The organism is Fodinibius salipaludis (assembly GCF_002287075.1).
Taxonomy (GTDB): Bacteria; Bacteroidota; Rhodothermia; order Balneolales; family Balneolaceae; genus Fodinibius; species Fodinibius salipaludis.
In genome coordinates, this window is the sequence record NZ_NSKE01000002.1 from 292,345 (window position 1) to 311,327 (window position 18,983).

17 protein-coding genes are annotated in these 18,983 nt (G+C 43.5%); 10 read left to right on the top strand and 7 right to left on the bottom strand.

Features of this window, described 5'->3' with window-relative positions:
* Positions 1–2 precede the first annotated feature (2 nt).
* The 3 genes from CK503_RS03765 to CK503_RS03775 form a co-directional block, all read right to left on the bottom strand.
* Positions 3–1,985, bottom strand: coding sequence for a serine hydrolase (locus tag CK503_RS03765; protein WP_176466200.1), 1,983 nt, complete (start codon positions 1,983–1,985; stop codon positions 3–5).
* Between the two features lie 131 nt (positions 1,986–2,116).
* The gene (locus tag CK503_RS03770; protein ID WP_095605450.1) at positions 2,117–2,584 is read right to left on the bottom strand and encodes a DUF456 domain-containing protein; all 468 of its coding nucleotides are present in this window, start codon (positions 2,582–2,584) and stop codon (positions 2,117–2,119) included.
* 138 nt (positions 2,585–2,722) lie between these two features.
* Positions 2,723–4,132: an amidohydrolase family protein gene (locus CK503_RS03775; protein ID WP_095605451.1), complete on the bottom strand. Its 1,410-nt coding sequence runs from the start codon at positions 4,130–4,132 to the stop codon at positions 2,723–2,725.
* Positions 4,133–4,416: 284 nt separating this feature from the next.
* Between CK503_RS03775 and CK503_RS03780 the strand changes: the two genes are divergently transcribed.
* Positions 4,417–4,749, top strand: coding sequence for a bactofilin family protein (locus CK503_RS03780; protein WP_095605452.1), 333 nt, complete (start codon positions 4,417–4,419; stop codon positions 4,747–4,749).
* A gap of 40 nt (positions 4,750–4,789) precedes the next feature.
* On the opposite strand, the gene hutU is transcribed toward CK503_RS03780, so the two are convergent.
* Complete coding sequence (gene hutU / locus CK503_RS03785) at positions 4,790–6,460, bottom strand: urocanate hydratase (RefSeq protein WP_095605453.1); 1,671 nt, start codon at positions 6,458–6,460, stop codon at positions 4,790–4,792.
* Positions 6,461–6,667: 207 nt separating this feature from the next.
* On the opposite strand from hutU, the gene CK503_RS03790 reads away from it, so the two are divergent.
* Together CK503_RS03790 and mnmE are read left to right on the top strand one after the other, a co-directional pair.
* A complete protein-coding gene (locus CK503_RS03790) occupies positions 6,668–8,362 on the top strand; it encodes a peptide MFS transporter (RefSeq protein ID WP_095605454.1) in 1,695 nt (564 codons plus the stop codon).
* A gap of 101 nt (positions 8,363–8,463) precedes the next feature.
* Positions 8,464–9,873 (top strand): tRNA uridine-5-carboxymethylaminomethyl(34) synthesis GTPase MnmE, encoded by a 1,410-nt coding sequence (gene mnmE, locus CK503_RS03795; RefSeq protein WP_095605455.1) that lies wholly within the window; start codon positions 8,464–8,466, stop codon positions 9,871–9,873.
* 8 nt (positions 9,874–9,881) lie between these two features.
* Here mnmE and CK503_RS03800 read toward each other — a convergent pair whose 3' ends face one another.
* Complete coding sequence (locus CK503_RS03800; RefSeq protein WP_255233324.1) at positions 9,882–10,949, bottom strand: MFS transporter; 1,068 nt, start codon at positions 10,947–10,949, stop codon at positions 9,882–9,884.
* Positions 10,950–11,236: 287 nt separating this feature from the next.
* On the opposite strand from CK503_RS03800, the gene CK503_RS03805 reads away from it, so the two are divergent.
* From CK503_RS03805 to CK503_RS03815, 3 genes are all read left to right on the top strand, one after another.
* Complete coding sequence (locus CK503_RS03805; RefSeq protein WP_095605457.1) at positions 11,237–11,839, top strand: short chain dehydrogenase; 603 nt, start codon at positions 11,237–11,239, stop codon at positions 11,837–11,839.
* A 51-nt stretch (positions 11,840–11,890) separates the two neighbouring features.
* Entirely contained in the window at positions 11,891–12,517 is a 627-nt protein-coding gene (locus CK503_RS03810; RefSeq protein ID WP_176466201.1) for a Tll0287-like domain-containing protein, read from the top strand.
* Between the two features lie 69 nt (positions 12,518–12,586).
* Positions 12,587–13,597: an LLM class flavin-dependent oxidoreductase gene (locus CK503_RS03815; protein WP_095605459.1), complete on the top strand. Its 1,011-nt coding sequence runs from the start codon at positions 12,587–12,589 to the stop codon at positions 13,595–13,597.
* Positions 13,598–13,654: 57 nt separating this feature from the next.
* On the opposite strand, the gene secG is transcribed toward CK503_RS03815, so the two are convergent.
* Positions 13,655–14,053 carry a preprotein translocase subunit SecG gene (secG, locus tag CK503_RS03820; protein ID WP_095605460.1) on the bottom strand — a complete coding sequence of 133 codons (399 nt, stop codon included), beginning with the start codon at positions 14,051–14,053 and terminating at the stop codon, positions 13,655–13,657.
* A 150-nt stretch (positions 14,054–14,203) separates the two neighbouring features.
* Here secG and CK503_RS03825 point away from each other — a divergent pair, with 150 nt between their 5' ends.
* The gene (locus CK503_RS03825; protein WP_095605461.1) at positions 14,204–15,097 is read left to right on the top strand and encodes a mechanosensitive ion channel family protein; all 894 of its coding nucleotides are present in this window, start codon (positions 14,204–14,206) and stop codon (positions 15,095–15,097) included.
* Between the two features lie 31 nt (positions 15,098–15,128).
* On the opposite strand, the gene CK503_RS03830 is transcribed toward CK503_RS03825, so the two are convergent.
* Positions 15,129–15,803 (bottom strand): SOS response-associated peptidase, encoded by a 675-nt coding sequence (locus CK503_RS03830; protein WP_095605462.1) that lies wholly within the window; start codon positions 15,801–15,803, stop codon positions 15,129–15,131.
* Between the two features lie 89 nt (positions 15,804–15,892).
* On the opposite strand from CK503_RS03830, the gene CK503_RS03835 reads away from it, so the two are divergent.
* The 3 genes from CK503_RS03835 to CK503_RS03845 all read left to right on the top strand — a co-directional run bounded on the left by CK503_RS03835 (position 15,893) and on the right by CK503_RS03845 (position 18,983).
* Positions 15,893–16,840 (top strand): CPBP family intramembrane glutamic endopeptidase, encoded by a 948-nt coding sequence (locus CK503_RS03835; protein WP_095605463.1) that lies wholly within the window; start codon positions 15,893–15,895, stop codon positions 16,838–16,840.
* 89 nt (positions 16,841–16,929) lie between these two features.
* Entirely contained in the window at positions 16,930–18,294 is a 1,365-nt protein-coding gene (locus tag CK503_RS03840) for a DEAD/DEAH box helicase (protein ID WP_095605464.1), read from the top strand.
* Positions 18,295–18,773: 479 nt separating this feature from the next.
* On the top strand, positions 18,774–18,983 hold the full coding sequence (locus CK503_RS03845) for a hypothetical protein (protein ID WP_141239876.1): 210 nt from the start codon (positions 18,774–18,776) through the stop codon (positions 18,981–18,983).

Consider the following 18,983-nt stretch of genomic DNA (forward strand, 5'->3'; position numbering starts at 1 on the left):
TATCATTCTATCTTTTCAAAGAATACGTTTTTTGTGCGTCCGTTGGATGCATTAAATCCGGTTATCTCATCCTGTTTATTGCGAATAAACGAGAGGTCTGTGACAGGAAATGCGCCTGAAAAGGAATCCTCATCACCGGGAGACAGAGTGATTTCATCCAGATAATAATGCTGTAGCGCCAGACTGCTGTCTTCAAGTACGATCGTATAATTCGTTTCTATTTCCTCACTAAAATAACGGCCGGTATATTTTTCCATCTCGTCCATGCTTGGGTCCCACTCAATACGCTTTGCAATATGATTTCCATTCTGATGGAGCGTGAGAGAATCGGCAGTTCCATCGTCATTCAGATGGAACGTAACATCAGCATTAACCCCCTTCAGGCTAAAGGTAGAGTCGGAGGTAGCCGTTATATCTACTTCCGGCTGACCTGTCGCCTGGGTATAAAGCCGATCTCCGTCGCGATAGAATGAAAGCACAAAGCCCGGCTGAATAACCAGTTCGTATCGCCCTGTCAACGACTCAAAGTTTTCTGGGTCATAATTAAAGGATACATCCTCCTGACCTGTCCCCTCCGTTTCTTTGGGGTCCATATATTGTTCAAAATAGACATCCGCAATTTTTTGCGCCATATCACTCTGGAAAGAGCTATTATTACTTTGAGTTACAACTCCGGCATCGATCTCGGGGAAATACATCAGCATCGACCGGTGCGCCAGATCCGATCCGGCGTGATGAATATATTCGAGTCCCCTATACTCCTGTACAAAAAGTCCCAGCCCATATTTGGTAGGCTGCCCGTTATTTAGCTTATAAGGGGTAGTCATTTCCCGGACGATATCTTCACTGCCAACTTCTGGCTCCTCCAGGTTTCGAATCCATTTAGCTAAATCCCCAAGCGTAGTATAGATACCGCCAGCCCCCATAGCCCCACCTAAATCTGACACTTCCCTGTAATCTCCATCTTCGCTCATTGTATAACCCTGAGAACTTTCGGGTACTACCTGATTTCGGGTTTTCCGTACCAGTGTCTGATTCATTCCAAGGGGCTCAAAGACCTGCTCCTGCATATACTCAGGAAAAGACATATCAGTAACCCGCTTAATCACCTTGGGAATCAATGCATATCCGGTATTATTGTAATTCCATTGGGCCCCGGGTTTGTTTTGCAGTTCAGGCTGACGTTGAATCACCTTGATGATCATTTCTCGATCCAAATCACTACTCAGGTCCCGCCCCGTCATTGCCAATGTATTTAAAAACTCACGGTAGCCACTGGTGTGCGTTAGTAAGTGGCGAAGAGTTACGGTGTATTCGAACTCGGGCAATTCAGGAATATAATCACGAACATCATCATCCAGTGAAAGCTTATCCTGTTCGGCCAGTAGTAACAATCCAAAAGCCGTGAACTGCTTAGAAGTCGATCCGATATTGGTTCTGGTTTCAACATCAAAAGGAATATTATAACTGAGATCAGCCATCCCATAAGCCTCTGAAAAAATAACCTCTCCTTCCCGTATTACCATGGCTTCCGCTCCCGGAACATCATTCCCAGAATATGCCATCATCAACTGATCGACCCGAGCATCAGGCTCAGATGCAATAGGCTCTACCGTCGACACTAAAAAGGAATAGTCTCCTTCTTCCTCTTTATACGGTGCTACCTCAATCCGGTAAGTGCCGGATAGCTTCGTATCGAATTGAAAGAGCTCATGGCCTCGTGCCGGCCCATCAAAGGCAGCGACTTCCTCTCCCTTTGGATTATAGACTGTTACCACTACATCAACACTCTGCTGATCGGTCTTTCCGAACACAAATTGCCCTGAATCCAATTCAGTTGTATAAAAGTGTGAGCTATGTTGAGCTAATGTATTGTTCACTTCTTCTCCTGCTGCAATAGGGATCTCTTTTTGATCTGTTTCCTGACCATAGACACTAACTGTCAGAACCAGCAAAAAACATAGCGATGAGATAAAACCTTTCATTGGCATAATCCTTTATTGGAGTTTAACTGAATAGAATACTCTTTAATCTTTTCCCTTATATGTTTTTACGCTTCCAACTCTTTGGTGTTACAGTACGTAAAATCCCAACTCATTAAATGATCTCTTAATAATTAAATATGTATTAAGAAATAATACCCCATTACTCCGCTGGCAATAACTTTCATCAGTGTATTTACCAGTAATCCAGCAAATGATCCAATTGCCGATTTAAAGGCGCGATCGGATGTTTTACCTCCAACAAGCTCTCCCAGAAAAGCTCCGACTAATGGTCCAAGAATAATCCCAATCGGGGCAAAGAATAATCCTAAAAACATCCCTGCAATGCTACCCCATACTCCATAGGCAGACCCGCCAAACTTTTTAGTGCCATAAGCGGGAATTACATTATCTAATACCATTATTGATGCAACGATCAGTGCCCAGACTATCATAAAGGTTGTCGAAAAGGGTTGGGATGTTAATTGCAAAATCAGCAATCCACAATAGGTTACCGGAGTACCGGGCAGAATGGGTAAAAATGAACCTATTAATCCCGCAATCACAAATAATGCTGCTATTACTATAAAAACTGTTTCCATGCTCTAACGATTTTGTGAATGATGAACACTCTATCATACGTAAATTATGTTTTTTAGATACACGGGATAATTTGGTCATTAAAATCGAGAATCAGGAAAATACAGACCAGTCTTTGATCCCTAACTTGCTATCTTGGCCTACCTTTTGACTACTTTTTCCAACAACGAAGTTGATTCATCATCGTTTATTATTGGCTCTCCCTCAACAATAACCGTATGAATATCTTCCGTATTTTCGATGTCATCCAGTGGATTACCGTTAAGCAAAAGTAGGTCGGCCACATAATTTGGTCGGACTTTTCCATATTCATCAGAAACTCCAAAAAATTCAGGACCATTAATCACAGAGGTTTGCAGGGCCTCCAAGGGGGTAAGTCCTGCAGTCTCTAATTCCTGTAATTCTTTGTGAAGTGAAATTCCGGGATACACAAATGAATTATACGGTCCGCTATCAGATCCCGCCAAAATATTAACACCGGCATTATGGATATCAGGAATCATATCCACAAATAGTTTCCTTAAATTTCGGCGGCGTTGTGTTGCTTCTTGACTCTGGCTTTTAGCAGCCTGCAATCTCCCTTGATACGTTTCTTTTATGCCTTCACCAATATAATCTAAATATTTATCTCCGCTGTGATCCTCTTCATTTAGCTGTGCCAGTACCTTTCCGATATGCAGCGTAGGAACTACTGCAGTGCCGGACCCGGCCATTTGCTCATACGTTTTTTGTGCCGTTTGTTCATCATATGTTTCAATAACTTCCGTCAGCGCAGCCCAAAAACCATACTCCCCTTGGCGAACGGCCTCAGTTATCTTTTCTTCTTGGGATGAAGAACCCTTTAGTACATAATACATATGCTCAGTTGCATCAAGCCCGGCTTCCACAGCCTCATTGAAATCAACGGTAAACGGCATGTGTCCGGTAACCTTCAAGCCCCGTTTCTCAGCTTCTTTGACAGCAGCCAGGTAAACATCCGCAGGAATCGTACTATCATACAGTTTCACATAGTCAACCTTTAACGACTCCAACGAATCAAAAGCAGCGGATACCTGATCCACAGAAGTTAACTCAATTGAACCTGCCCAGGAAGGATCAGAACCATCAAGCTTGGGACCTGAAGTGAAAATTTGGGGTCCCAAAAGCTCTCCATTTTCAATTTGTTTCTCCCATTCCAGAATAGCAGGGGTAATATCTCCTCCGGCATCACGAACAGTTGTTACTCCATTGGCAATAAAAAGATCGAGCAAATTTTTATTCTCGGTAATCAGTGAATCCCCACCCCGGAAATGTACGTGCATGTCCCACAATCCCGGAATTACATATTTACCGGATCCATCGATTATATTCTCCCCATCGATGGCATTATCGCTATTATGAATTTCGGCAATTTTACCATCCCTAATTTCGATTGTCTTGCCCTCGGCTATTTCACCTGTTTCTACATCAATAATATTTGTATCAGTAATTACTACTTCAGCTGGATTTTGAGTAGTGCATGAAATAGCGAGATAGGATATAATCAGAAATAAACTTATTCGGGAAATCATAGTTATAAGGTAATAGTTGTGGATTAAAAGCTTCTGTAAGACGAGTCGTAATTCCGACTATTTCTATAGTCTGAAATTTAATTTACTCAGAACAATTGTAACCAAGATATCAAGTAATTAGTTACTACCACATTCACCCATCAACTTGTAGTATATAATATTATACAACTACGAATCTCATCTACAAAATAAACCGAGATATTACTATCTGCGTTTTTTAAAATCCTTTTTATGATACTTTCGATAAAATATTCACAAGGAATTTATCACATAGAGAGAACATAATGGATAAAAATAATGCATTGATATTTTTAGATGAGCAAACAGATTTTACGGGGGAAATCAAAGCATCAGATATAATTCTATATGGCAAAATAAGTGGTACCATTTGGGCAGAAGACTCAATTCGTCTTAAATCGGGATCGTACATGGAGGGTGAGGTTTATACAAAGGATTTTTTCCCTGAAAAAGGCGCTGTTTATAATGGGAAACTGCATATAATTAAGTCAGAATCCCAAAATGATACCACTAAAAAAAGTCAACCCAAACAATCGGGATTAAACTTCCGTACCGGACTGCAAAAAATATTTTCCATACTAAGCAGTTGGGCTCTTTAGAAACAGTGGTATCTTCAGGATAACTATCCGTATTTGACGATTATTCTACCATAGGTAGATCAACGCCGCGTTCCTTAGCTGTTCTAACAGCTTCATCATAACCGGCATCAGCGTGGCGCATTACTCCGCTCCCGGGATCGTTGGTCAGCACACGTTCGAGTCGTTCATCCGCCATTTCCGTACCGTCGGCTACGCAAACCATACCCGCATGAATAGAATAGCCGATTCCTACGCCACCGCCGTGATGTAGTGAAACCCAACTGGCTCCACTTGCCGTATTGAGCATTGCATTCAACAGCGGCCAGTCGGCTATGGCATCCGATCCATCCTTCATGTCTTCTGTTTCGCGGTTTGGCGATGCCACTGAGCCCGTATCTAAGTGGTCGCGTCCAATAACCAAAGGAGCATCCACTTTTCCCTTCTTAACCAGCCAGTTAAACTTGGCACCCATCTCGGCACGTTCGCCATATTCCAACCAGCAGATGCGCGACGGCAATCCTTGAAATTGCACCTGATCCTGCGCCTTTCGTATCCAGCGGTTGAGCGATTCTTTTTCCGGAAACGTATCCAGCACAGCTTGATCGGTCTTGTAAATATCATTGGGATTCCCCGATAGTGCTGCCCAACGAAATGGCCCCGATCCTTTGCAAAACAGTGGACGCACGAAAGCGGGTACAAATCCGGGGAAGTTAAATGCCTCTTCCATACCACGATGGTCGGCTACTTGTCCGCGGATATTATTTCCATAGTCAAACGTAACGGCCCCCTTCTCCTGCATCTTCAACATCGTCTCTACGTGTGTCACCATCGAATCCAGCGCAGCATCCTGGTACATCTCGGGATTCAGCTCCCGCTCTTCGGCCGCTTCTTCAACCGACATTCCGGCCGGAATATAGCCGAGTTGCAGATCATGGGCGGAAGTTTGATCGGTCAACACATCAGGAATAACATCCTTCTCCAGCATCTTCGGCAGCACTTCGGCCACATTACCGAGCAATCCAATCGAAAGGGCTTCTCCTTTTTCTTTGGCATCCAGTGCTTTTTCTATTGCCTCATCCAGATTGGTACATTTAATATCACAGTAACCGGTTTCCACGCGACGATCGATACGGCCTTCATCCACTTCGATTCCGATAAACGAAGCCCCATTCATCGTAGCCGCCAGCGGTTGTGCGCCGCCCATGCCTCCGAGTCCGGCAGTTACAACTAATTGCCCCTGCAACGTACCCTCAAATTTTTGGCGGGCACATTCAGCAAAGGTTTCATATGTACCTTGCAGGATGCCCTGAGTGCCGATATAAATCCACGAACCGGCGGTCATTTGTCCATACATGGTGAGCCCCATCTTGTCGAGACGACGAAATTCATCCCAATTAGCCCACTTTGGTACCAAGTGCGCGTTGGCAATAAGTACCCGAGGTGCTTCCTCATAGGTCCGAAAAACGCCCACCGGCTTACCGCTTTGTACCAAAAGCGTCTCATCATTCTCAAGTCGTTTCAGCGTTTCAACAATTTTATGATAGCTCTCCCAGTTGCGTGCAGCTTTGCCACCACCGCCGTATACAATCAGCTCGTCCGGCTTTTCAGCTACCTCCGGGTCGAGATTATTCATCAACATGCGCAGAGCGGCCTCCTGATGCCAGCCCTTGCATTGTAAATCTGTTCCTGTTGGTGCCTTTATATTTTGAACAACGCCTTTTTCTGTACTCATCACCACTATTTTTACTTCGGATTTTGAGGAAATGTAATAAATTTAATGCGTATTGCGTACCCCCTGCCCCGCTTAACTGCTTTAGCAACAACCGTAGAATTAATACAGACACTTAAAAGTTGCTTCACTTTGTCGGTTTAATTATCATGCACGGCGTAAATCAGATGTATTATTGGGAATTGCAATTCTAAATAAATACCAGTTTCAATGGCAAACGAACAATCAGGGACGGTAGACGCCGCCCAACAAAATGACTTTTTCGGTCATCCGAGGGGGCTGTCAACGCTATTCTTCACTGAACTTTGGGAGCGCTTCAGTTACTATGGAATGCGGGCATTGCTCGTTCTGTATATGACAGCTGAAACAATGACCGCAAATCCCGGCTTGGGCTTCAGTGTTGGTAAAGCTACAGCTATATACGGACTATATACTTTTTTCGTCTACGTACTTTCACTACCGGGCGGATGGGTCGCCGATAAACTTTGGGGACAACGAAAAGCAGTTTTTGTAGGTGGCGTTATTATTGCCGCCGGTCACTTTAGCATGGCTGTTCCATGGATTGAATTTTTCTACCTTGGTTTGGCACTCATCGTAATTGGTACCGGATTACTTAAGCCCAACGTCAGTTCCATGGTTGGCGATCTTTACCCTGAAGGCGGTGCCCGACGTGATGCCGGATTCTCTATTTTCTATATGGGAATTAACTTTGGAGCTATTTTAGGACCCCTGCTTTGCGGTGTTCTTGGCGAAGGCTACAACTGGCACTGGGGATTTTCACTGGCCGGCTTCGGAATGGTGCTTGGACTTATCTCTTACAAATACGGGTATAAATTTTTAGGAAATGCCGGAAACCTAAAAACCGGGGAAAGTGAAGAGGTCCTTCAAGCGCGCAGTCGTAAGTTTTATGCTACCATCTCGGCAGTAGCTGCAGGTATTGTCGCTTTTACCTTCTTAATGAGTTCTGGTGTTATTAATATTACGCTACAAACACTTGCTGAATACCTTGGTGGTGCGGCCGTTGCAATTACCGTTATCTTTTTTGGATACATCATCTTCTTTGGTGGACACAACAAGGAAGAGCAAAAGAAACTGGGCGTCATCTTTTGGCTGTTTCTTCTTGCCGCCCTCTTCTGGAGTGGGTTTGAACAAGCCGGTTCTTCGCTAAATCTATTTGCTAAAGATCTTACTGATCGTGCCATTGGAGGTGTTGCTTGGCTTGGACCAACTACAGCAGGATTGATCACTTTATTAATCGCTATTCCGGTCTTTTATATGGTTTACCGCGTATATAAACGCGATGACTTATGGAACTTTGCAAAAGGCGTTGTTGCTGTTTCTTCGGTTGGAGTACTCATCTTTCTATGGTGGCTCATCCAGCGCATTGGCATCGGATGGGAAACGCCAGCCAGTACGCTACAGCTTATTAATCCCTTTTTCATTGTTGTATTTGCCCCCATTTTCGGATTTATGTGGACGTGGTTGGCCGCGCGTAATGCCAATCCGTCTATTCCCGTTAAGTTTGGGTTGGGATTGTTTGGTCTCGCAGCCGGATTTTTTGTCCTATCCTGGGGCGCGGCTAATGCCACCGAAGCCAATCCGGTAAGTCCGGCCTGGCTCATCGTTACCTATTTTTTACATACAGCTGGTGAACTTTGTTTGTCTCCTGTAGGACTTTCATCCATGACCAAGTTGGCACCCAAAACACGGGTCAGCCAAATGATGGGAATCTGGTTTGTGGCAGCTGCCGTAGGAAACCTCTTTGCAGGTCTTATGGCTGGTCAGCTTGAAGTTCTCTCTGAAACCAGCCTTTTCTGGTGGGTAGCAATGATTGTAGGCGGTGGTGGAGTCATTGCCTTAATTGCAAGTCCATTTGTACAAAAGCTCATGGGCGACGTAGAGTAATACTCTAGAATCTTTTACCATAAATCCTGTCAAAGTGTACAGCTTTGACAGGATTTTTTATTTGAATGATATAAGGCATAAAACCCTTTATATTTAACTCTATGACAAAACAGGAAGCCTCTCCCAATACAGAAGAACAAGACATCAACCAGAAAGAACCCATTACCGCCATAGCTACTCCGGTAGGAGAAGGAGGTATTGCCGTAATTCGTGTATCGGGCAAAAATGCTATTGCTAAAGTTAACGAAGCATTTCGCGGCAAAGATCTCACCAAGCAAAATTCCCATACCGTTCACTTCGGTAATATTGTAAATAAGAATGACAACGTTGTTGACGAAGTTCTGGTAACCCTCTTTCATTCTCCAAAATCCTACACAGGAGAAGAAACGGTAGAGATATCCTGTCACGGCGGCGTACTCGTCACCCAAGCTGTTTTAGAAGTCATGCTGGAACTTGGCATCCGCTCCGCTGAACCCGGTGAATTTACCCAACGGGCTTTTCTGAATGGCAAAATGGAACTCAGTCAGGCCGAGGCGGTTGCCGATCTTATCCACGCAAAAAGTCAAAAAGCGATGGATGCGGCCCACCAGCAGCTCGAAGGTCAGCTCGGTGAACATATCAAACAGTTTCGGCAGCAGATCATTGACGCTACCGCCATGGTGGAACTGGAGCTCGATTTTGTAGAAGAAGACGTGGAGTTTGCCGACAAGGAAGAACTGGAGCGGCTTCTGAAAGAATTGGATGAAGAGATAGATAATCTGCTGGCTACTTACGAAACAGGACGCTTGGTTAAACACGGCGTACGAACCGTCTTCATTGGCCTGCCCAATGCGGGCAAATCCACCTTGCTAAATACCCTGGTGGGTAAAGAGCGCGCAATTGTCACTGATATCGCAGGCACTACCCGCGATACTATCGACGTAGACTGGAGCTATGACGGGCTCCGGTTTAAGCTCACTGATACGGCCGGACTCCGAGATACCGAAGATGTTATTGAGGCCGAGGGCGTTAAACGATCACAGGAGGCTTTCGAAAAAGCGGATCTGGCGGTTTATCTAAAAGATCTATCAAAAGAACTAACCCAGGAAGAGCGCGAAGACATTGCCCAATTCCAAAAAAGTGCGGGAGATACTCCCTTCGTGCTTATCGGGACCAAAAACGACATAGCACTGGATATTGAGGACGAGCGCATGGATTACGATCTTAAAATTTCGGCGCTGGAGGGGGGAAAAATTGACGACCTTAAAAAACTAATGAAGCAGCGGGCGCTCGAAAATAAAGAATACGACTCGTCAAGCCTGCTGGTTACTTCCAGCCGCCACCGTGATGCACTTCAAAATGCCCAGGAAAACGTGCGCAGCGCCCTACAAGCGCTCGACCAAGGTATGACAGGAGACTTTCTTTCTATTGATCTGCGATCGGCACTGAAAGATCTGGGAACCATCACCGGAGAAATTACTACCGAAGATATCTTGGACTCCATTTTTTCGCGGTTTTGTATTGGAAAGTGACGTACGCTTTAGGAATACCTTTTGTGGACAATAACCAGTATTAAAAGGCAAAATAACCCGAGAATCAGCAACCCAATAATAAAACCGTTCCAACTCCAAGCCGATAAAAATACGCCCGAAACAGTACCTATAATGCTGGATCCCACGTAATAGAAAAGCCAGTATAAACTGGTTGCCGTACTTTTTCCACTTCTCACCGAGACCGACACAATACGACTGGCCGTTGTATGAGCACCAAAAAAACCAAATGTCAATACACCAAGCCCTGCTACAAATACCCAGATATTGGTTGATAAAAGCATCAGCAACCCGACTATAACTGTCATGATCAAAGCTTTTAAAGTCGTTGCAGGAGTGTACAAATCCGACCATCGACCGGCAGCCATCGATCCTCCGATACCTGCTATATACATTACATAAACCAACGCAATAATATAATGAGGCATTGAAAAAGGCGGTCCTTCCAAACGGAAATTCAGATAGTTATACGTACTCACAAATACACCCATCAACAATGCCACAATTAAAAACATGGCAAGTAGTATAGGTCGACGCAGGAATAATTGCATCTGCCGAAATTTATAACCTACCTGTATTTTTTGTGATTGAAAATACTCCGACTTAGGCAAGGTCCATAAGAAAGCAACGGCTAATACTATCCCAATAATCCCAACTATGAACGTTGTATAACGCCAACCCAACCATCCATTGAGAAATCCGACTCCCACACGACCCGACATACCGCCAACAATATTTCCGCTCAGATATATACTGATAATAAAGCCCAAGGCATTACTATCCACCTCCTCAGCTAAATAGGCCAACGCTACTGCTGAAATGCCTGCAATAGTCATCCCTTTAATAAAATTGACAATCACCAGTGCTGCAAAATTGGGAGAACCCGCTGATACAATAGTAAACAGTGCAGTCCCAAACATGCAGGCAGACATTAACTTTTTTCGCGGCCATCGATCTGCCCAAAAGGCAAAAGCAAATAATCCGGCCGCCATCCCTGCTGTACCCCCCGAAATCGCCAAACTGCTTATAGCAGGGGAAACCGAAAATGCTCGTCCCAATGCAGGTAATAAAGGTTGAAAAAAATATAACTGTGCAAATATGGAAACTCCGGTAAGGATAATCCCCCATTGTATTCGTCGGTAATGCTGTGTTCCTTGTTGTGCTTTATTGGGAGCTATTTGGTTAGTGATAACCGCTTATTTAGCTATGTTTAATTTACTTTAATTTAATACAAATAATAGGGTTTTCATGGCAATAATTTACCATTGCTTTCCAAACGGAAGTCCCATCTTTTTCGTTTAGAATTAATCATCAATCCAAAATTTAACACCTATCAACTTTACTTATGAAAATTCTTCTTATTGGCGGCACCGGGACTATTGGATCGGTCGTAGCAAATCGCCTGAAAGACGATTATGAACTTGTCATTGTTGGTCATTCATCCGGTCAACTGCAGACCGACATCACAGATCCAAATGCTATAGAATCTTTATTTAAAAACGTTGGAAATGTTGATGCTGTAGTTGTTACCAGTGGTTCTGCACCTATGAAACCGATCGATGAATTAACAAACGACGATTTCCTGGAAGGCATCAAAAGCAAAATGATGGGTCAGATTAACGTCGCTCTCACCGCCCTGGACTACCTAAATGAAGGCGGTAGTATTACACTAACAACTGGCATTCTTTCACACGACCCTATCCCACAGGGATCAGTATTAAGTACTATCAATAATGCAGTAAACGGTTTTGTAATCGGCTCATACGGAGAGTTTTTGCAGCACGGGATTCGCATAAACGCGGTAAGTCCGGCCTTGGTAGAAGATTCTGCCGAAGCGTTGGGTGAATACTTTCCCGGTCATACTCCCGCAAAGATGGAACATGTGGTCAATGGTTACGAAAAAAGTCTCGGTACTTATATTACCGGACAAATTATTGATATCGATTAACCGGTAGCCATTTATTAGATTGCAGTAACAATAAATTAATCAATGGTGATTATGCGAAACCTACTAATCCCGCTTTTAGCCCTTCTTGTTACTTATGGCTGCCATCATGAATCCCCGGGGCAAAGGGATACTGACCTCTCTTTTGATACAACAGCGGTAGTTAATGAAGGAGAAAAAATTGCAAAAGCCACCTTTCAAACGTTAAGCTCAAACCTCAAAAATGCTATAGAAGAAGGGGGTATCGAGCATGCCCTGCAATTTTGTAATGTTGAGGCGATTCCCCTAACCGATTCGCTTTCATCACATCATGATGTAAGTATTCGCCGCGCCACTCACAAGCCACGGAACCCCTATAATACAGCTGACTCTCTTGAAGCTAACGTCATCAAACAATATATCGATAACATGGAATCGGGGGAAAACGTACAACCCGTTACCTATTCGGATGAAAATAGAATTACCTTTCATGCCCCAATTACAATTACCAATCAGCTGTGCTTAAACTGCCACGGCAAGGTGAATGAGGATATTGGCGAAGAACATTTGGCCACAATACAGGAACTCTATCCGAATGACCAAGCTACCGGTTTTGAGATGGGCGACCTGCGCGGTGTTTGGACAGTCCGCTTCCCGGCAACTCATTTTGATTCTACCGAAATTCAACAATTAAAGCAGTAAATAAACAAACGTTTTTTCCTACAATTCTGTTTTTCTGATCTAAATTATTTTTAAAATTTTAAGTAATTCATGAGTAAGAACTCCCTCTCAGACGTAAAATATTCCGTATTAGATTTAGCCGTCATTACCGAAGGACAAACCCCCGCCGATGCCATTAATAACAGTCGCGATTTAGCTAAACATGTGGAAGACTTGGGCTATACCCGATTCTGGATGGCCGAACATCACAACATGGAAAATATCGCCAGCTCGGCAACTTCTGTTCTGCTGGGATACGTAGCCGAAGCCACCGAGTCGCTCCGCATCGGTTCGGGTGGGGTAATGTTGCCAAACCACTCCCCGCTTGTTATTGCCGAACATTATGGCACGTTGGCTACACTTTATCCCGATCGCATTGATCTGGGACTGGGCCGCGCACCGGGCACCGATCAAAAAACAGCACAGGCCATTCGACCCGACCGCATGCAGCAGGTGCAGCAATTTCCCAGGAACGTACAACAACTGCAGCAGTACTTTTCTTCGGATAACAGTTCGGCAGATGTACGCGCTATTCCCGGAGAAGGAACCCAAGTACCATTATGGATTTTAGGTTCCAGCACCGATAGTGCTCATTTGGCAGCTGCTCTGGGATTACCCTATGTATTTGCCAGTCATTTTTCTCCACAGCAACTGCATGCCGCCCTGCAGGTGTATCGCGAAAAGTTTGAACCCTCCGATCAGCTGGATGAACCCTACGTATTACCCTGCGTTAATATTGTTATCGCTGACACTGATAAGCAGGCTGAATTTTTGTCTACATCCCTAAAACAGATGTTTATGGGTGTGGTTACCGGCAACCGTGATCCCATGCCTCCACCCGTTGACGACATGAATACGGTTTGGAATTTAAGAACAAAAATGGCGGTCGAACAGATGCTAAAATATACCTTTGTGGGTAGCAAAGAGACTGTTCGGGAAGAACTTTCGGACTTTACAGAACAAACAGATGCGGATGAAATTATGACAGCCACCTACATTTATGATCACAATCAGCGGCTTAAATCACATCGGCTTCTGTCTGAAATTATGAACGGCAAATAACAAAGCCCGATCTCCTATTAAGAAATCGGGCTTTAAAATCTTTAAGCAGTTCGAGAATTAGTTACCATCTCCCGAACCTCCATCATCATTGCCACCGTTACCACCTTGATTCTGTGGTAATTCAGGTACTGCAGACGGACTTTGAGTAGCATCCATCCCATTACCTTGTTGTGCCGGTGCCTCTACGCCACTTTGCTGTACCGCACTTTCGGAAGCACCTTCCCGCTCAATGGCAAAGTTTGCTAACACACTAAGCGCCAGCAATGCTGCTCCAAGTACCGTTGTTGATTTCGATAACAGGTCGGCTGTGCGACGAGCACCAAGCCCTTGTCCGCCGGCTTGTCCACCTGCCAAACCACCGGAAATTCCTTGTCCCTGCCCAGGTTGCAACAGGATAACAATTACCAATAAAATGCAGATAATAGTAATAACCGATAGTATAATTGTATAAAGCATAATTGTAATCTATATAACAGTAATTTTCAGACCCGTAAAGTTATTCAAAATTCCTTTTCTTTACAACGAAGAAATAATAGAACTTTACTTCTAATGCACATATACTAACTACTTGAATCAGCAAATATTTCATTGCCTAAATAATTAGCCGTGCAAGAGTTCCCAAATAGAGTTCAAGAGTTTATCCAAAATTCGCCGGGTATTAGCTATCAGCTTATCCTTACGATCGTTGCCATTTTTGTGATTTGGCTGGTTCGTCTTATCGCACTACGCATCATTAACAAAAAACTACCGGAGGCAAAAGCCCAATATAAATGGCGAAAAAATATGACCTATGTCGCCGTCTTCATAGGCTTTTTAATTGTAGGGCGTATCTGGTTTGAAGGGTTACAATCGTTGGCTACCTTTTTAGGATTGCTTTCTGCCGGTTTGGCGATTGCACTGAGAGGTCCGGTTACTGATTTTGCGGGATGGATATTTCTACTCTGGCGTAAACCTTTTGACGTTGGAGACCGCATCCAGGTTGGCGATGTCAAAGGAGATGTTATTGATGTCCGGGTTTTTAAATTTACCCTGCTGGAAATTGGCAACTGGGTGCATGCCGACCAAAGTACCGGTCGTGTTATCCATGTACCCAACCACCTGGTTTTTGATGATTCTCTGGCCAACTACACCAGCGATTTTGAGTTTATATGGAACGAGTTGGAGGTGCTTGTTACATTTGAAAGTGATTGGAAAAAAGCCAAACAAATGCTCCAGAAGATTGCTGACAAACATTTAGAAGACTATGTTAATGAAGCTCAATATCAGGTAAACAGAGCCAAGAAATCATACCTCATTCATTACAGTTATCTAACCCCTACAGTCTATACCGATGTGCGTGATAGCGGTATTTGCCTAACTATTCGCCATCTGTCTAATCCCCGGCGAAGACGAAGTCTTGGAGAGGCTATCTGGGAAGATATTCTCGATAAATTTAATGCCCATGATGATATTGATCTGGCTTATCCCACCATGCGAATTTATAGAGAAGGTGATCACTAATCGAGGCTATTGATTAGACTTCTCCGTGTTTCTATTTGGGAATCGGCTGAATAAGTTCCGGACTGTTATTTTCGGGATCATTGACATCCTCAGACACACGATTAACAGCCAACTCTGTCATAGTATAACCATTCATTACTTCCTCTAACTCCGACTCGCTTAATTCCTCATCTCCAAGCCATTGTACCTGATCATCAGGATGCACCAAAATAGGCATGCGATCATCAACCGGCTGTACGAGCGTATTGGCCTCAGTGGTAAGCATCGCGCAGGAATAAACATCACGTCCTGCAGAAGATTCCCAAACAGAATAGACCCCGCCAATGGCTGTAAGCTGATTCGAGAGTAACCGGATATAAAAAGGCGTACTTTTCTTTTCTGAAAATTTCCATTTATAGAATCCGTTTGCGGGGATCAGGCATCGCCGCTGTTCAACGCAATCGGTCAGCCATTCATCTTCTTCGAGATCCTCAACCGGAACAACAAAATTGTCATTGCCCTCAATTTCCTCTTCTGCATCGGGTGGAATCAATCCCCAGCGAAAGGTATAGATTTTACGTTTTCCATCCTCTTCGTAAACTACAGGGATAAGGGAACCGGGCGTGATATTATAATCCGGCTTAAAAAAATCATCCCGCGCCGTTGATACCCCAAACAGTTGTTCTACTTCCTGCTTTGATGCCTCTAAAACAAAACGATCACTCATAAATTTATGATTTCCTTCAGCTTTTCACGTAGATTATGTTGCCTTTATACTAAGGTAACCGAAGTAAAACTGCTAATGTTTCTTTATCCATGAATATCTTCATCAATGACGACGAACAGCGCCTTAGAGCCGGGTGGCGACTGTTAATCCAATTCATCCTCATGTTTCTCTTTGTTGGATTTGGCATAATGGTCGTGCAGCAAGTGCTCGATGATCCGCTGATGGCGTACACAACTATTCCTCAATTTGTGGGAATTATTCTGAGCGTCTGGATGGCATCAAAACTGTTGGATAAACGCTCTTTCTTTGATTACGGAATCAATTTTAACAAACAATGGGCAAAAGATTTTTTTACGGGATGCCTTATTGCTGCCATTTCCATCAGCTCTATTTTTCTTATCCAGTGGTCATTAGGATGGGTAACCATTGTAGAGTACGGCTGGAATACAGAAATGGAAACTCCCTTTGTTTCCGGAATTATCAGTTTTTTTGCAGCTATGCTAATGGTGGGATTTCATGAAGAACTCTTCTCTCGAGGCTACCAGCTTCTCAATATCACGGAAGGATTAAAATACCCTGCTGCCGGATCAAATAGCGCCCTTATTTCGGCAATATTACTCACCTCTTCCCTCTTTGGATTTATGCACTTCTTTAATCCCAACGCCTCATTTATCTCAACATTCAACATTATTTTAGCGGGAATTGTACTTGCCATACCATACGTTCTTACCGGCAGTTTGGGCTTATCTGTTGGACTTCATTTTAGCTGGAACTTTGTAATAGCCGGTATTTTAGGGTTTCCCGTTAGCGGGAAGAATATTGACTTTTCTATTCTCCGGATACGACAATCCGGTTCAGACTTTTTTACCGGTGGTGCTTTTGGACCCGAGGCGGGAATTTTTGGACTGCTGGGAATTACAATAATGTTAGGGGGTTCACTCGTTTACATAAAGCAGAGCCGTCGTGAACTTTACATTGATGAGTTGTTTAGAAAAGACTATCAACAAAACACGAAATCAGATGAGCAAACGGCATAAGTTTTGTATATTCTGCCATTGATACGCATCGCTTGGTTTTGAAGCGAATGCATGAAGAACAAACATTAATAAAATGAAAGGTTAGAACGTTGAAGTTTGAAGAAATAACGTTGAGCCCCAATATCATGAGCGGGCTTCAAGACATTAATTACACTGAACTTACTGAACTACAAGAAAAAGTAATCCCAGCTGTACTGGAAGGCAATGATGCACTTATAAAAGCCGAACCGGGAAGCAGCAAAATCGGCTCTTTTGTGATACCTGCACTTGAGCAGATCGACAAAAGAGAAGACAAGGATGGTACCTCACTACTGGTATTAACACCCAATCCCGAGGAGTCTCAAGAGATTGATGAACTTGTCTGGGCCATGGGTTACCATGCTCAAATTGAGTGTGCTTCCATCGATATGGATACTGATCTCGAGGAACAAAAGGAGGCTATCCAAAGTGAAGTAGAAGTTATTGTTGGTAATCCCGGCCCACTGCTGGATGTTTGCCAGGATCTGAAATTTATATTCCGCCATGTTGAAATGGTGGTTATCGATGCTGCGGACGAGATGGTAGCTCTAAATCTGCAGGATAAAATTCAGAATATTTTAAAACGTGTACTCAGTGATCATCAGACCCTCATCTATTCAAAAGAGGTTAATGATGATGTCAAAGAGCTCACCAAAAAGTATACTAAGGATCCTATCGCTATCGGTTTTGAAGATAAACCGGGCATGTTAACAGAACCTCCAAAGGTTGATCAAAATCTGACGCAGGGCTACATCTATGTGCCTAACCGCATGAAGATTACTACTCTGATGGCACATCTTGAGAATACCCCTCAAGATAACTGCATAATTTTTACAGCCTCTAAACGGGGGACGGACCGCCTCTATCGAACGCTGCGAAAAAATGATATGAAGGCCACAAGTCTGCACGGAAAGCTTTCGGATGAAAAACGATCGCAACGTTTCGCGAATTTTACTAACGGTGATGTACAATATCTCTTAGTTGCTGATACTCCCGCCGCTGAACTCGATCTGGATCGGGTTACACAGGTTATCAACTATGACGTACCTAACGATCCCGATGAATATCGCTATCGGGCCAACCTGGTCGGTTCGGGCACCGCATCACGCATTGTTTCTCTTGTTTCCAAACAAGATCGCAGCGATATAAACGAGCTGGAAAATAGCCTTGGACAAGCACCCAAGGAACTACCACTTCCAGACAAGGTTAAGCAGAAACTTGAAGAACGTAAGAAACAGAAAAAGAAAAAGTCACGAGGCGGTAAACGTGATAATCGCTCCAAACGAGGAAGTAATAATGGTCGCGGTAAAAAGAAAAATGATGATCTACAGTTACCACGCCCAAGCTATGACAAGTTAAGCGGTGGGAAGAAGGGTGATGCACCCAAGGATCAAAAATCCGGTGTTATCGGCTTAATCAAAAAGCTCTTTTCTTAATCCCAAAGTGAAATATTATTGTGTTTCAAAAGGACGAGCTTGTTGCTCGTCCTTTTTTGTTTGAATAATTTATTGTAAACATGTATTAGATATTCACAAGTTAAAAGGTACACATAAAATAAAGGGTCAGGCAGTAGGGCATTTACCTGCCCCCCTCACTTGATGAATAAATATTTCTTGAGTATTAGAAATGTAAATACACTATGTAACAAATTTATTATCTGTTAATTAATAGACTGTTATTTATACACGTACTCTTCATTAGCCATCTGCATGTGTTTATAATCCCAATGAGCGATCAAGATCACCTGCCATATTACCCTAATGCAGATTCTTTTGGACCGAATAGTCCAAGTTCTTGGTGTCAAAACCACAGAAAACACATAAGATTATCATTGCTTTAAAACCGCTTAATACATAGTTAAAGATCAGTCGTTATCATTTCCGCGTTATCCTCTATAACCTTAAATGTTGGAGTAATGATGACGGTCCTTTTTGAAGAAAAGCTTGAAGAATTTTATCGCACCGGGGAATACAAAGGGTTTTATGAAGTAATCGAACATGAACAGGAAAGAATGATACATCTGACCTTCACCGATGGGTTTCAAGAAATATCAGCATCGGGCATGTTCAAAAGTGATGCCTTGCAACGTATCTTTCATCAGATTGACAGCGTGCGATCAAATTAG